Here is a 12,670-nt window from a genome sequence, read left to right on the forward strand (position 1 = left end):
AACGGTTCCCGAGAGGGCGGCCGGATGCCGCGTTGAGCGGTCATCCGCTCGCGCCAGATGCGCCGCCGACCGCATGGCCCAACCGAGCGGTCACCCGCCCGGCCTCGGCTTCACCATCGGCCGAGGGCGCTTTGTCACTTCGCGCCTCATCTGGGTTGGGCGGGCGTCCCGCTCAGCATCAACGTATCCGTGGCCGGCGCAGTGCGCAGACGATGCGAACGGCGCCATCGAGCGTAAGCAGGGCGGAGTTCATCCCGGGGATAAGCAGCAGGCCGCCTGATCCGCCCCCCGCTCGCGCCCTATCTCATGGTGATGCTGAACCGATCCCGGTAGCCGCCATGTACAAGCACCTGCTCACTTGGCTTCGCGGACGGGATTGGAATCCTTTCCACGTTATAAGGATGGGGCGACCGCCGGCCGCCAACCTTACCTCTGTCCTGGCTGCTGTGGCGGCCCTACGTGCCTACGGGATTACGATCACCCCATGCGGTGATGAGTTTCAGCACTGGAAAATGGGCGACTTCACAATGACAGAAGCTGAAGTGATCCATTTTGCCGTGAGCAGGGGAATGATCGCGGGCAGCTAAATGTGTTGCCAAGCCTGGCCATCCCGCACGATTGTCAAGAACCAATCGAATTCTCACAAGTTAATGTAGACCTGGACAAAAAAGGACCGCCCAAAATGAGCGGCCCGAGTCTAGGGAGGAAACGCCCATGAGGGCACGCGGGGCAGCACGCCATGCTGCCCCGTACGAGGCAAATAGCCGGCTCCGGGACCTTGTTCCCGGCCGGCCACCTTTGCATTGCTGAGCGAAGAGGCCGGACTATGGACCGGCGACTGTTACTGCCACCGCCTCACGATCCCGATCTCGGGTTTCGCTGGGCAATGTATGCCCTGCTCGCGGCTGCGATGGCGGTCAGGTTTGGCCCTGCGGTCGGAAATCTGATGCCGTGATAGGGGCCGCCCCCGGAGTGCCAAGAGGGCGCTTGTGCGGATGCCTGCGCCGCGAGGGTGGGCGCGCGGGGTGGGATGCGAGGACAGGATGTCAGATGGACTCGCTGACTCCACTGCGCCGTACCTCGTAGCCGTGCTGCTAGTCGGCACCGTCGGGGTGCTTGGCATCGCGTGGGCGCTCGACCTCCTATGAGAGTGGCTGACATAAAGAAGCCCGCCTCGGCGAACCGGGCGGGCTCAAGTGGACTGAGTACCGGATAGCCCCGCCCGCTACGTCGCCGCCGCGCTCACCGTGATGCGTGGCCTACCAAGTCGCCGGCTCGCCGACCGTCTGCGGCTCGCTCGGAAGCTACGAGGACTGGTCCGCCATGGTGCGCTCGCCGCTTGTCTGGCTCGGCCATGCCGATCCGGTCGTGAGCATGGAAACTGCACGCGAGGAGGACCCGGAACTGTCCGCCATCCGCGAGCTGTTCGAGCACTGGTGCGAGCACCTGAGCCTGTCGAGCGGCTACACAGCGAACGCCATCATCAAGACCGCCTGCGAGAAGGGACCAGGGTCGAGCTTCGACTACAACGTGCAGGAGTTCCGGGCCCCGGAGTTTCGCGACCTGCCGCTACGGCAGGCCGGCGACGGCGGCGCGGTGAACAGCCGGCGCCTCGGCAAGTGGCTGTCCCGGATCAAGGGCCGCGTCGTCGGCGGATATTGGATCGAGATGAAGGCCGATAGCAGTAACGGTAGCAGGTTCAGCCTCCGAAGGGTCGAAGGCGCTGAAGCTAACGACCCCTTTTCCGATGTCGTCTCGACGTCTGACGCACGCGCTCAGTCGGAGTTCTGACCGTGCGCTGCGGCCGCCCCAGTGGCACCAGCGCGTGCGCGCGCGGCGCTGAAATAGGGGTTTGCGGGGTTTTAGGGGTTTGTTTCATCCTAACGCGGGGAACTGTCAGTGAACCTCGTCCGCCTGAACAGGCGAGCGCACGCGACAGTTTACCGGTAGTGGCTGAAACGAACCCCTCGAACCCGTCAAACCCCTATCGCGCCCAAAGTGGGGTTGCCCGATGATCCCCACCGCCGACGCCTAGCCCCTCTTATTCATCCGGCATGCGACGGATCGAGTTTTTGCGATGTGGCCGCGCGTGATCGCTGCGCCTTCGACGCTGTGGATCCAGGTTGTTTCGGCAGGGCTGGAGGAACGGGAGCGGGCTCGTCGGGGCGTCCCAGCCCCGTGGCTCAAGCCGGTGCCGGTCCCAGAGCCCCTGCGAGGTGGCGCAGCAAGTCAGCCTCCGGGCAGGCGGCGGCGAAGGCGAGGCGGACGCGGGCAGCGCTCTCTCGGATACGAGCGCCGAGCTTCAGGAGCCGCAGCCGGATCGTGGCGAACTCGGCCTAGGCCAGGCGGTGCGCCTTCGGGATGGCGTCCCGCACGGTGAGCATCAGCCAGTAGGCGGCGGTGTGCAGAACCAGCCGCATCTGGTTGGCGGCGGGGTGCCGGCAGGAGGTGCGGTCCGAGGCGAGCTGGCTCTTGTGCAGCTTGATCAGGTTCTCGGCCTGTCCGCGGGCGCAGTACAGCTCGGCGTAGAGCCATTCGGGCGTGCCGGTCGTGATGTTGGTGACCACGTAGCGGATGTCGAGGCCGAGCCGGGTCGCCTCGATGCGGGCGGCGACGCGGCGCTGCTGCCGCCAGGACTTGGCCGCATGCGTGGTCTCGGCAAAGCCGCGCACCGCATCCATGTCGTCGACGGCCCGCACCACCCGGATGTGATCGGCCGTCGCCTCGACCTTGGCCGCCAACGCCTTGGTGCCAGTCAGCCCGAAGACGTAAGCCACGCCGTTGTCCTCGCGACCTTACCATGACCTCGGGCCGGCCGTAATGGCCATCGCCGCGGATGGTGATCGCGGTCGTCGGCCAGTGGCGGCGGATCGCCCGGATCAGGCGGCGCAGATGAGAGCGCACCTCGCGGCCCGACGGCGTCTTGCCCGGCCGCAGGATCACCGCCACCGGGCGCGAGGTGGCGGTGTCGTAGACGTGGATCGGCAGGAAGCAGCGGTCATCGTGGTGGGCGTTGAACAGCGACAGCTGCTGCTGGCCGTGGACTACGTCGCAGGTATCGTCGATGTCCAGGGTGACGGCGGCTGGCGGCTTGGCGTAGCTGGCGCAGTACAGATCGACCAGCACCCGCCCGAGCCGGATCAGGTCACGCAGGCCCGGCGTGTTCTCCAGCCGGGAGACGGTGGGCTGGCTCATCAGGTCCGCGCCGCTCTCGGGCAGGCGTCCGCAGGCGAGCTTGAACGCCGGATCGGCGCGCAGGTGGTCGAGGTCGTCGGCATCCTCATACCCGCAGGCGATGGCCAGGATGCGGGCCAGAAGGATCTCGGAAAGCGGGTGCAGCACCCGGCTCGGATCGCGTCGATCCGGGATCACGGCGGCGAGCTTCTCGGCGATGCCGAGCCGTCGGGCGGCCTGAGCCAACAGCAGGATGCCACCGTCCGAGGTAAGGCGTCCGCCGTCGAAGGCGGCTGTGAGCTTCTTGCCCCGGACGGATGGAAACCCGAACGGAAGCGCGTCAAGATTGGACATGGCGGGCGTGGCGGGCTCGATGGGGTCACAGGCCTTGGCGTCAGCACCCAATCCCTAAGCCACATCAATGTCTTACGCTACGCTCGCCACCTCAGATCCACTGCCCTCGTGAATAAGATGGGCTAGGGCCCGTTCGCGCCCAACCTCGACCCCGCCCGAGCGCAAGGCCCGTCTCCGCTGCCTGCGCCCCGTCCCGCGCCTGCTGACCAGCCACAGGAGGTGGAGTGCCGCAGCCGAGGCGCTGCCTGCTAGCTAGGTTAGATACCCACGCTCGCCGCGCCCGCCTCAGCCGCCTGCCTCACTGTGGCTCCGTCCCGCAGCGCCATAGCTATCGCGGTCGACGTAGTGTCAACGGCAAGTGCGCGATCCTCTCCGTAATCGTAGGGGCTGTTCTCGCCGGAACTCAGCCTTGCGTGGTAGTTGTCCGGGAAGCTCTTATCCATTCGCGCCTTCAGCATAATTGTGGCGGCATGATAGTCGTCTTCGAAATTCCTGGCCTTTGTCGCGGCTTCGCCCACGTAAGCCCCTGCCTCTTTCTCTTTAGCCATGGCGGTGCTTCTTCGCTCATATTCGCTGCCAAGAAAGAAATGGACAATCTTGGAGATCAACCAACTGATGATGTTCATCGGGGTATCCTGGGTGAGCAGCGGCAGATGCGCCCTGTCGTAGAAGACAACGCATCCCGACGGGCTTCGGGCGTCGAGGTGTTGTCATGCCCTGCCGAGCTGCGAGCACGGCTCCGATCCCTGCGCCAGACCGGCCACCTCCAGACCGGCCCGCGCGACGCCGCTCTGTGCCAGCTCCTCGCCCAGGCTGAGATGGACCCGACCGCGCTGGAGCCCGCGATCCGCGTCCTCGACGCGCTGACCGCCACCGACCGCCGCCAGATCCTGGCGAGCTACGCCGCCCTTACCCGTGCAGCTTGAAGGAGCCTCATGCCCCGCAAGCACGACCCCGCCCGTATGCCTCATCCGGGCCGCACGTCCGCCGAGCGCCGCGCTCTCGACCGGATCGGCTGCGGTGAGCCCCCGCGTTGCTCCCCGAGGACGCTGCGCAACCTGCTCGACGCCGGCCTGATCGTCGAACAGGGCGAAGAGATCCGTCGCGATGCGCTCGGGGTCTACACGGTGCCGTCCTGCGCGATGCCGCTCGCGATCCACATGCAGTGGTGCAACGCCGTCGCATTCACCGACGAGGAGGTGGCCGCGTTCGAGGCCAAGCTGGAAGCACACATGGAGGCCCAGGCATGACCGCCGCCAGCATCCTCGCCCTCGTTGAGAGCATTGAGCGCCACGGTCCCAACGCCCCGGCCGGCCTCGCCTTCCGGAGTGCCCTCACCCGCAAGGGACGCGAGGCGCATGCAGCCGGCGGCCCTGCAACCCTTGAGGCCATACGGCGCGAGATCACGGCCACAGACCCAAGGCGAGCCGCTGCCCGCGCTGCGATCCTGGCCGCAGCGTGGTCCGGCATCACGGCGCACATCCTGTGAGCCCCCTTGAGATCACGGCGATCCAGGGCTGGTTCTCGCTCGCCGAGGAGGCCACGTCGAAGCTGCTCGCTGACATCGAGGCGGGCGCGGCGACCGGACGTGCCGCTCGGGCCTTCAAATCGGCGTCACGGCGGCACGGAGCCGAAATTCTGAAGTCCAGTGGCCCAGGAGCGCTCGCGCCCGCCACGGACCGCCTCAGCGCGATTCCGGGCCGCTAGGCCGACCACCGGACTGTCCTCGAACGCCGTTGGTCCGACCTCGAAGGGATCCGCAGATGAGCGACTACGTTAGAAACTCTGCCCTATCCCGCCGTCGGAGGACCCGGTCATGATGAACGTCCTCGCCTTCACCCCAGATGCTGAGGCCGCAGGCCGACCGCGAGGAAGTCACCACCTACGGTCGGGTCGGCGCCCTGTCGGTCGATCCGGACGCCGACCATCATGCCCGAGGTATTCCAGGTCGTCGTAACGGGTCCGCCCGCCATCGGCTTCAAGAGCGTCCTGGTCATGCCGGACGGTGAGCCCCGCCGCGGCTTCGCCGACGTCATCGGCCGCGCCGTGTTCTAGGCGCTGGAGGGGGCTGAAGCGGCGCAGGGTACGTCACCGAAGGCAAGTTAGGCGGGATCAATCATCGTCGTCGTCCTCGCGGCGCAGGCGCTCCTCACGGCGGATCGCATCGCCCCGCCCGTCGCGGAACTCCTCGCGACGGATCTCGTCTCGGTCGCGCTCTCGCGGCGAGCGCGGATCGACCCTCACGCCGCCCGGTCCGACGTCAATACTTTGTGCAACGGCCGGAAGGGCGGGGATGCTGAGCAGACCGGATGCGATCAGCGTGCTTGCAAGAAGATGCTTCACGGCCAATCTCCCATAAACGAGCGGACAACAGTCTCGGCAGGCGCCTGTTCCGGCTCACCGCCGAGCGCGACCGTAATAGCGGCTACCTACCAGCCGAGCCCCAACTCTATGGTGATCGCGTTGGGCTCCGCGCCTTGCAAAGCTTCGGCCAAACTGGCGAGCGCCCCGCGCGCTCCGTTCCGGACCCAGGGCGGTACGACGCGCCCGCCGTCTATGGCGCTTGCCAGCATATCGGTCATCGCTCGCGCATCGACGAACGCCTGCTCCAGCGCAGGCGTCAGCTCGATCCTGCGCTGGAGGGTCTCAAGGCAATGTTCCGCGATTGCCATCACGTGATCGCCCAAACCGGGTTCAGATGCCTCGATGGCGTCCAGCCATGGAGACAGCAGTGTCGCCAGTATCGGCGGCAGGCCGCCTGGGTTGATCGTGGCCACCCATCCTCCTCGTGATCACCGACGGCAGGACGGAAAGTAGGGCGCCGCGGCTGCAATCGCCCGGATCCGCGCGCTGGCCGCTGTCAGTGCAGCGCCGCCGACGGGCTGATGGCGTCCTGGATCGGGCCGCCCATCGCCTGCTCAGCCTCCTGCGAGCAGCACTTGGGGCTGTGCCGCACGGCCATTTCCGTAGCTACCGTCGACCGAGCAACCACATCAGTGCCCAGCCAAGAAAGCCAATCCAGCCGATCACCAGGAGCAAGACCACGATCAGGATGGCCGCCGAGCCGTAGCGCGCAAACAGCCGTTGGCCGAGACTGCGGTGGCTCTGTGTTACTCCGAAGTGAGCTCATGACCTCAGCTCTTTGCTTCCATGCCGAGAAGCAAGAGACTGTCCAAAACAGTTTTGAAACCCGTATGTCTCGAACGCAAAATTGATGCGCTGAGCGGCTTCCGGGCGACCCCTACCTTTCGCCGCGCATGGGTCGCATGAGAGCTCCGATAAGGAACCCGAGTTGGCCGCAGACTAGGAGGGCGGCGCCGCGCCGTACGAAGCCGGCATTCAGGCCGAGATGGTGGACATAGACGCCGTAGGCGAGTTCGGCGGCCACGAGCGGCAGAAACAGCAGAAGCCACCAGACCGAGCCGAAGCGCCCCAGTCCCAGCCTGAGCAGCGCGTTCAGCAGCAGACCCTTCATGGCCGTGTCCCTGCGCCGCATTAGCTCGGGATCAGCTGTATACCAGTTGAAAGTACGGCGGGCAGTCGAAAGCCGTGATCGCGGTGCATTGCCGGCTTATGCGTCGTCATTGCACCTCTGCCGGTGGGCTGACGAACCGCTCCCGTTACCTGCTCAGGCCGACGTCCAGGCTCCCGAACCACGCCCTCCAGGGCCGCCTCGAGCCCGGCACCGATCAGCGCCTGTGCTGCCGTCACCGTGTCCGCCGTCGTGCCCTTCGCCATTGCCGCCTCGATGTGTGCGCTGTCGTCTCGTGCCATCATAGACGAAATCTATGGTAACCGGCGAGACTGATAGGTTAAGACAGAGGTGACGCGGTGCCGGCGCACATTGTTGTTCGGCTGTTTTTCCAACGGACCTAGATCTCACCAGAGCGGAGCCATGACGACGGGCGAACCAGGCTTTCAGCCCGGGCGGAGCGGCAATCCCGCGGGACGCCCCAAGGGCGCACGGCACCGCACCACGCTGGCCATGGAAGCCCTTCTAGACGGCGAGTCCGAGGCTCTGACCCGCAAGGCCTCGAGATGGCGCTGGACGGTGACGGCCCGGCCATGCGGCTGTGCCTCGACAGGGTTGTGCCCGCCGCGCCGGGACCGCCACGTGCCGTTCGCCTTACCGCCGATCACCGACCCGAACACGATGGTCCGCGCGCGCTCCCGGGCTGTCATCGAAGCATTCTGGAGGGCCGACAGATGAGGATCACCGACCTGATCAAGCGCCTCGCCCGCATCGAGACTGGCCGCCGCACCGGTGCGCCGACCGTCCTTCTCGCGGATCGTCCTATGGACGATTGGGAAGTCGCTGACGCCCTGGTGGACTGGGAGCGCTTGGTTGCGGAGGGCGAGGCCAGTGTCCGCAACGGCGTGCTCTACCTCACCAGCCCGAAGTTGACGGACGAGGAGTGGGTGGCGCGGTACGTCACCGAGCACTGAGGTGCGCTCTGGCGTTCAGCTCGCGTGAAGAGCTGCAGCCCGCGAACCGGCGGGCTGATCGTGCGCCTGCTGCCGGCCGAGAAGCCTGCCTCCAACTATCAGGCTCTTCGCCGACATCATTGACGCCATCGATGCCTACTATTGACTGCGCCTGTTTGAATGATGCTGCAGTGCAGCACACATATCCCCTTGAAGCCGGGATCAATCCCGAAACGCATGAGGGATCAACACCATGACCGTTCGCACCTTCATTCTCGCCGCTCTAGCCACTCTGCCGATGATCGGCACCGTGATGGCCGATGAGCGCATCAACATCACGCCTCCGCTCTATCGCGAGCAGGCCCGCTCGACGGCCACTGTGCGGTCTGTCTCTGAGTTGGCGACCACACCGCGCCTCGTCCCTGCGGCCGAGCTGTCCCGGACCATCGCCAAGGTGGCCGAGCCCGAGGTGACCGGGTCATTGGCTCGCTAACTCTGTTGCCGAACCTCTGCCGCGCCAATCGTCGCCCGGCAGAGCAGGCCGTCCAGACGGCACTACGGCAAGTGACGCCTCCGCACGATCCAGCCGCAGTGCGGCTCGGTCCGAGCGCAGTGAGGGGCTGCCTACCCCTGCCGCATCGTCACGGAGCCGTCGTCCGGATCGACTGCCTCGACCCGCGGGCCCGGCGTGCTCATGGTCGCCACCCTGTCGAGGAAGCGGTTGCAGGCTGCGGCGAGCACATCGCTGTTCTCAGTCGGCATGACGCCCAACAGCTCGCGCATCAGGCCGCCCACGGCCATGTCACGGCCGCCCGCCAGAAAGGCCCCTGCCCCGTCATGGTCCCGCTCAAGAGCTGAGACGACGTTCTCGGCGATCACCTTTGCAGCGTTCTCAGCATCGGGTCCGTGCATCGTCTCAATGCGGCTTTGGTCGCGGAGCCGATTTGTGGGGTTTATCCGCCAAGTCGCTGCGGACCTTGATGCCGCCGGTCACGTCAGGATCATAGGTCCGCACGCGCTCCGGAATGGCGTCCGTGGCCGTCGACATGGTTTCGCTGGCCTCTGAGGAGCCGACAGGGGGATCCGCTATCACCTGCGCGAACGCTGGCGAACTAGAGAGCGCCGTCGTCATCGACACGGCGAGCAGGGCATCGAAGCAGTAGCGTGGCATGGCGCACTCCGCTGCCCCCTTCCGAACTGCTCAGGCTGTTGGTCGCCTGATGTGCTCAACCGAGTGTCGCGCCAAACCGAGGTGCTGTCACTCCTGCTAATGCCAGAGGCCCAGACGACGTTCTCGGTGACGCCTCGTGCCGCTTGATCAACATCGACCGGCTGCATCTCTGAGATTTCTCATTCTTCAGTTGGCCAAGCCCCTTAAATATGTATTGTTTTTGTATCAAAACTGACAGATAACGCTACCTAATCACAGAGAGGTGCGCCATGAATGCGATGTTTCCAGCTCCCGAGGCGACCGCTCCCGATTACATTGCGCTGACAGCGGATATTGTCGCCGCTTATGTGGCCTATAACAACGTTCAAGGGACAGAACTGCCGGCGCTGATCGCCAGCACGCACGCCGCGCTCGCCGGGCTCGGCAATCGTAAGGCAACCGAAGCTCCGCCCGCCCAGAAGTTCACGCCCGCGCAGATCCGGAAGTCGATCACGCACGAGGCGCTGATCAGTTTCGAGGACGGCAAGCCCTACAAGGCGCTCAAGCGTCATTTGACGCTGAGGGGCATCACACCCGAAGCGTACCGCGAGAAGTGGGGTCTACCGCGCGACTACCCGATGACGGCGGCTGGCTACTCCGAGGCGCGCTCCGCGCTGGCGCACAGTTTCGGGCTAGGGCAGCTGCGTCGGAAGGCGGCTCTGAAGGCTGCCGCTGCCAATGAGGCGATCTCTTAGAAGCCGAAGCGCGCCGGCCGGCCCGGGAAAGCTGCGGAGCCTGCAGGGGCGTAGCCGAAGCAGCTGCGCCCGCTGCGGTTTTGCCGATGGCCGGTACGGCAAGCGACGCCCTCGAACGATCCAGCCGCAGCGCAGGTCAGTCTAGGCGCAGTGAGCAGAAGTCGAGAAGAAGCCGCAATACGTGAATTAAGCTGCGGTATTCAACGGAGATGTAATGTGTAGCCTAGGCTAACCCGGGCTCAACATCTTGCTTGCCATTGTTTGTCGAGGGACGTCCGCCGCTTGGGATTTTCGCAATCATTTTAGCGATGTGCGCGCGCAACTTATGCTTGCCCGCATCGCACGTAATCTCCACGGCTTGTGGCAGCTGCTCTAATGTAGCAAGCATTGTAATCCCCTAAGTTAGTTATTAGCTACTCAGTGCATCACTCTAAATAGGTGTGATGCGGGGACGCCGACGCACAGATACATTGAATAGGCCGCTTTTTTATAGTGTTGACAAGCCGGAATACGTACCCATGCGGCCCATCGGATACCTTTGCCCTTCGCAGCAACCCTCCTATTGTAAAGTCAAAGTACGTAGGCGGCCGTACCGCTCGCTCTCGTGACGACCGTGCATCAGGGAGCTTGGCCGTGGCACCGCGCTACTTCTTCGACGTATCGAACGGCGTGGAAACGATCTCGGATCGGGAGGGCGTCGAGGCTGCGGACCTCGATGAGGCACTCGCCGAGGCGAGAAACGTCATCGCCGACATGGCGGACAAGGTAGCTGAAGCCGATTCGGATCAGCCCTGGACACTGATCGTGCGAGATGAAGCGGGAACCATTGTGGGGCGCCTGCCGATCAAGCGATGAAGCGGCTCCTGGCCTGACGATCTCCAGACGTCCGCTCTCCGACCGCCCCATTCGGGCGCTAACCCCGCCGCATCGTCACCGAGCCGCCGTCTGGGTCGATCGCCTCACCGTGTGGACCCGGCGCGCTCATGGTCATGAGCCTGTCGAGGAAGCGTGTGCAGCGAGAACGAAAAAAGCCGCCCTAAGGCGGCTTTTCCGGCACCGAAATGGTGAAGGCCCGCGGCCCTCCGCCGATCCCTTAGTTGAAGGTGTCGATCTCAGCCGACTCGTAGCTGGTGACTTCCATGCCGACGCAAACTTCCTGAACGATAGGGGCAGACCAGGCCATAATGTTTCTCCTAGTAAATTCTCATAAGAGGATCATAAGAACATGAAGCTGCGGCGCAACTTCCATCTCTGATCGTTGCCTCAAAGTTTTTAATAAATCAACATATTTATTTTATCGGAATTTGTATCTCTTTTTGCCTCATCCGAGCCCCGCATGACCGGCGCAGCTTTCAACCGTTAAGGTTCGTGGAATAGGGCGCCTTTCTGGCCCCAGAAGAGTAGGGTGCACCAGCACCTGCCCCGACGCACCAGCACGTTGCCGTTCATCGGCGCGAGATATCGGAGCCTCCAGAGAGATTTTCCCTGAAGCCGATTTGTGGTTGTGATTATCTCGCCGATGGCGTACAGACGATAAATCGACTTTTGGCCAGATATTCGGCCGTATCGCCTCAACAGGGCGGGCGCTCTGCATCTCTCCCATTTTCGACCATCGGCGACCGGGCGCGTGCGGTGCATGCGCTCGACCTATTTTCTTGCCTAGAATGATATGGAATACCTATGAGCATCGGCACCGTTAAGTGGTTCAACGACACCAAGGGCTTCGGCTTCATCCAGCCGGATGACGGCGGCAAGGACGTATTCGTCCACATCTCCGCTGTCGAGCGCGCCGGGATGCGCAACCTCGTCGAGGGGCAGAAGGTCTCCTACGAGATGGAGTCCGACCGCCGCACCGGTAAGCAGTCAGCCGGCAGCCTTCAGGCTGCTTGAGCCTCACTCGTCTGCCTCTGACGAATTTCGAAGCCGTTCCCCTGGGAGCGGCTTCATCTTTTTCTCGCCACCCTGGCTGAGCCGTGGTGCGCATAAGGAATGTACGTGGGCCAATTCAAAACCAATCAGTTCGTTGATCGTCTTGAGGCGATTGCCAAAGCGCGACAGGCCACACTCGCCCAGTTCCGCGCACGCCCTGCAGCTGATGATCCGGCCGTCCTCGCGCGGCAGGCTGCGCGACGCGCTGTCGTTCAGGCGCGAGACGTGCGGATCAGCGAGCGGGAAATAGCCCGTTTGGCAGCCGAGGCTGAACGTGAGGCCGAGGCCCTTGCTGCAAGGGAGCGTGCAGAGGCCGAACTCGTCCGTCAGGCTGCCGAGAAGGCGGAACGGCAGGCGGCCCTCGCTGCCGAGCAGAAGGCTGCACGCGACGCACGCTTTGCTGCCCGCAAGGCCAAGGCCCGCCGGTAGGCCGGCCCCGATCCGCACAACGCCAACACTCTGGAGGACGAGAGATGTCTCACAAATTCAAGGTCGGCCAGAGCGTCCGGCAGCTTGGGACCAGCTACGCCGGCAAGCAGACGATCATCGACGGCCGCTTCGAGGTGGTGCGGCTTATGCCGGATGATCGGGCCGGTGAGCCGACATATCGGATCAAATCTGCAAGCGGCGAGCGTGCTGTGCGAGAGGACGAACTCGTTCTCGCCTCCTGAGCAGCTTCAGCCGAGCGGGTTCCTGTAGAGCGGCCAAGCTGCCTACAGGAACCTGCTCCCTGAGTGCCCCTTGAACGCGTTCGCCCGCCGGATGTACCCGACCACGGTCCGGGGATCCCGGTGGCCAGACTGGTCCATGATCCGGGCCAGATCGGCACGTTGCTGCTGTGCTAGCACCATAGCTCCGTGCGATCCTGGCGACATACCAGCCT

Annotated in this window: 21 protein-coding genes and 1 pseudogene; 14 read left to right on the forward strand and 8 right to left on the reverse strand. The window is 64.4% G+C overall.

The annotated features are described in order from the left end of the window. The first annotated feature begins 1,254 nt into the window (after positions 1–1,254). Positions 1,255–1,791 carry a hypothetical protein gene (locus ACYCO6_RS17375; protein WP_459773218.1) on the forward strand — a complete coding sequence of 179 codons (537 nt, stop codon included), beginning with the start codon at positions 1,255–1,257 and terminating at the stop codon, positions 1,789–1,791. 392 nt (positions 1,792–2,183) lie between these two features. Here ACYCO6_RS17375 and ACYCO6_RS17380 read toward each other — a convergent pair. Then, positions 2,184–3,528: pseudogene (locus ACYCO6_RS17380) on the reverse strand (IS1380 family transposase). A 257-nt stretch (positions 3,529–3,785) separates the two neighbouring features. Beyond that, entirely contained in the window at positions 3,786–4,154 is a 369-nt protein-coding gene (locus ACYCO6_RS17385) for a hypothetical protein (RefSeq protein ID WP_459773219.1), read from the reverse strand. Positions 4,155–4,181: 27 nt separating this feature from the next. Here ACYCO6_RS17385 and ACYCO6_RS17390 point away from each other — a divergent pair, with 27 nt between their 5' ends. The 5 genes from ACYCO6_RS17390 to ACYCO6_RS17410 all read left to right on the forward strand — a co-directional run bounded on the left by ACYCO6_RS17390 (position 4,182) and on the right by ACYCO6_RS17410 (position 5,583). Then, positions 4,182–4,454 (forward strand): hypothetical protein, encoded by a 273-nt coding sequence (locus ACYCO6_RS17390; RefSeq protein WP_459773220.1) that lies wholly within the window; start codon positions 4,182–4,184, stop codon positions 4,452–4,454. Positions 4,455–4,463: 9 nt separating this feature from the next. Then, on the forward strand, positions 4,464–4,778 hold the full coding sequence (locus ACYCO6_RS17395) for a hypothetical protein (RefSeq protein ID WP_459773222.1): 315 nt from the start codon (positions 4,464–4,466) through the stop codon (positions 4,776–4,778). Further along, a complete protein-coding gene (locus ACYCO6_RS17400) occupies positions 4,775–5,017 on the forward strand; it encodes a hypothetical protein (protein ID WP_459773224.1) in 243 nt (80 codons plus the stop codon). The genes ACYCO6_RS17395 and ACYCO6_RS17400 overlap by 4 nt, the downstream gene beginning before the upstream one ends. Next, complete coding sequence (locus tag ACYCO6_RS17405; RefSeq protein ID WP_459773225.1) at positions 5,014–5,235, forward strand: hypothetical protein; 222 nt, start codon at positions 5,014–5,016, stop codon at positions 5,233–5,235. The genes ACYCO6_RS17400 and ACYCO6_RS17405 overlap by 4 nt, the downstream gene beginning before the upstream one ends. Positions 5,236–5,457: 222 nt before the next feature. After that, complete coding sequence (locus ACYCO6_RS17410) at positions 5,458–5,583, forward strand: hypothetical protein (protein ID WP_459773227.1); 126 nt, start codon at positions 5,458–5,460, stop codon at positions 5,581–5,583. 57 nt (positions 5,584–5,640) lie between these two features. On the opposite strand, the gene ACYCO6_RS17415 is transcribed toward ACYCO6_RS17410, so the two are convergent. From ACYCO6_RS17415 to ACYCO6_RS17425, 3 genes are all read right to left on the reverse strand, one after another. Then, a complete protein-coding gene (locus tag ACYCO6_RS17415) occupies positions 5,641–5,871 on the reverse strand; it encodes a hypothetical protein (protein WP_459773229.1) in 231 nt (76 codons plus the stop codon). An 86-nt stretch (positions 5,872–5,957) separates the two neighbouring features. Next, positions 5,958–6,305, reverse strand: a complete 348-nt coding sequence (locus tag ACYCO6_RS17420) for a hypothetical protein (RefSeq protein ID WP_459773230.1) — start codon at positions 6,303–6,305, stop codon at positions 5,958–5,960. Positions 6,306–6,769: 464 nt separating this feature from the next. Continuing rightward, positions 6,770–7,003 (reverse strand): hypothetical protein, encoded by a 234-nt coding sequence (locus ACYCO6_RS17425; RefSeq protein WP_459773232.1) that lies wholly within the window; start codon positions 7,001–7,003, stop codon positions 6,770–6,772. 420 nt (positions 7,004–7,423) lie between these two features. On the opposite strand from ACYCO6_RS17425, the gene ACYCO6_RS17430 reads away from it, so the two are divergent. From ACYCO6_RS17430 to ACYCO6_RS17440, 3 genes are all read left to right on the forward strand, one after another. Continuing rightward, positions 7,424–7,738, forward strand: coding sequence for a DUF5681 domain-containing protein (locus tag ACYCO6_RS17430; RefSeq protein WP_459773233.1), 315 nt, complete (start codon positions 7,424–7,426; stop codon positions 7,736–7,738). Next, on the forward strand, positions 7,735–7,974 hold the full coding sequence (locus ACYCO6_RS17435; RefSeq protein WP_459773235.1) for a hypothetical protein: 240 nt from the start codon (positions 7,735–7,737) through the stop codon (positions 7,972–7,974). The genes ACYCO6_RS17430 and ACYCO6_RS17435 overlap by 4 nt, the downstream gene beginning before the upstream one ends. Positions 7,975–8,206: 232 nt before the next feature. Further along, positions 8,207–8,446, forward strand: coding sequence for a hypothetical protein (locus ACYCO6_RS17440; RefSeq protein ID WP_459773236.1), 240 nt, complete (start codon positions 8,207–8,209; stop codon positions 8,444–8,446). Between the two features lie 131 nt (positions 8,447–8,577). Here ACYCO6_RS17440 and ACYCO6_RS17445 read toward each other — a convergent pair whose 3' ends face one another. Both ACYCO6_RS17445 and ACYCO6_RS17450 read right to left on the reverse strand, forming a co-directional pair. After that, positions 8,578–8,865: a hypothetical protein gene (locus ACYCO6_RS17445; RefSeq protein WP_459773238.1), complete on the reverse strand. Its 288-nt coding sequence runs from the start codon at positions 8,863–8,865 to the stop codon at positions 8,578–8,580. Positions 8,866–8,869: 4 nt separating this feature from the next. Beyond that, a complete protein-coding gene (locus ACYCO6_RS17450) occupies positions 8,870–9,124 on the reverse strand; it encodes a hypothetical protein (protein ID WP_459773240.1) in 255 nt (84 codons plus the stop codon). Positions 9,125–9,393: 269 nt separating this feature from the next. Between ACYCO6_RS17450 and ACYCO6_RS17455 the strand changes: the two genes are divergently transcribed. After that, on the forward strand, positions 9,394–9,858 hold the full coding sequence (locus tag ACYCO6_RS17455; RefSeq protein ID WP_459773241.1) for a Ros/MucR family transcriptional regulator: 465 nt from the start codon (positions 9,394–9,396) through the stop codon (positions 9,856–9,858). Positions 9,859–10,491: 633 nt separating this feature from the next. After that, positions 10,492–10,713 (forward strand): DUF6894 family protein, encoded by a 222-nt coding sequence (locus ACYCO6_RS17460; RefSeq protein ID WP_459773243.1) that lies wholly within the window; start codon positions 10,492–10,494, stop codon positions 10,711–10,713. Positions 10,714–10,951: 238 nt separating this feature from the next. Here ACYCO6_RS17460 and pqqA read toward each other — a convergent pair whose 3' ends face one another. Continuing rightward, a complete protein-coding gene (gene pqqA / locus ACYCO6_RS17465) occupies positions 10,952–11,041 on the reverse strand; it encodes a pyrroloquinoline quinone precursor peptide PqqA (protein WP_147727216.1) in 90 nt (29 codons plus the stop codon). Positions 11,042–11,538: 497 nt separating this feature from the next. On the opposite strand from pqqA, the gene ACYCO6_RS17470 reads away from it, so the two are divergent. The 3 genes from ACYCO6_RS17470 (at position 11,539) to ACYCO6_RS17480 (ending at position 12,458) form a co-directional block, all read left to right on the forward strand. After that, positions 11,539–11,748 (forward strand): cold-shock protein, encoded by a 210-nt coding sequence (locus ACYCO6_RS17470; RefSeq protein ID WP_459773245.1) that lies wholly within the window; start codon positions 11,539–11,541, stop codon positions 11,746–11,748. 99 nt (positions 11,749–11,847) lie between these two features. After that, positions 11,848–12,216, forward strand: coding sequence for a DUF6481 family protein (locus ACYCO6_RS17475; protein ID WP_459773247.1), 369 nt, complete (start codon positions 11,848–11,850; stop codon positions 12,214–12,216). 44 nt (positions 12,217–12,260) lie between these two features. Then, entirely contained in the window at positions 12,261–12,458 is a 198-nt protein-coding gene (locus ACYCO6_RS17480) for a hypothetical protein (RefSeq protein ID WP_459773249.1), read from the forward strand. Positions 12,459–12,670 lie beyond the last annotated feature (212 nt).

Source organism: Methylobacterium sp. CM6257 (assembly GCF_054611515.1).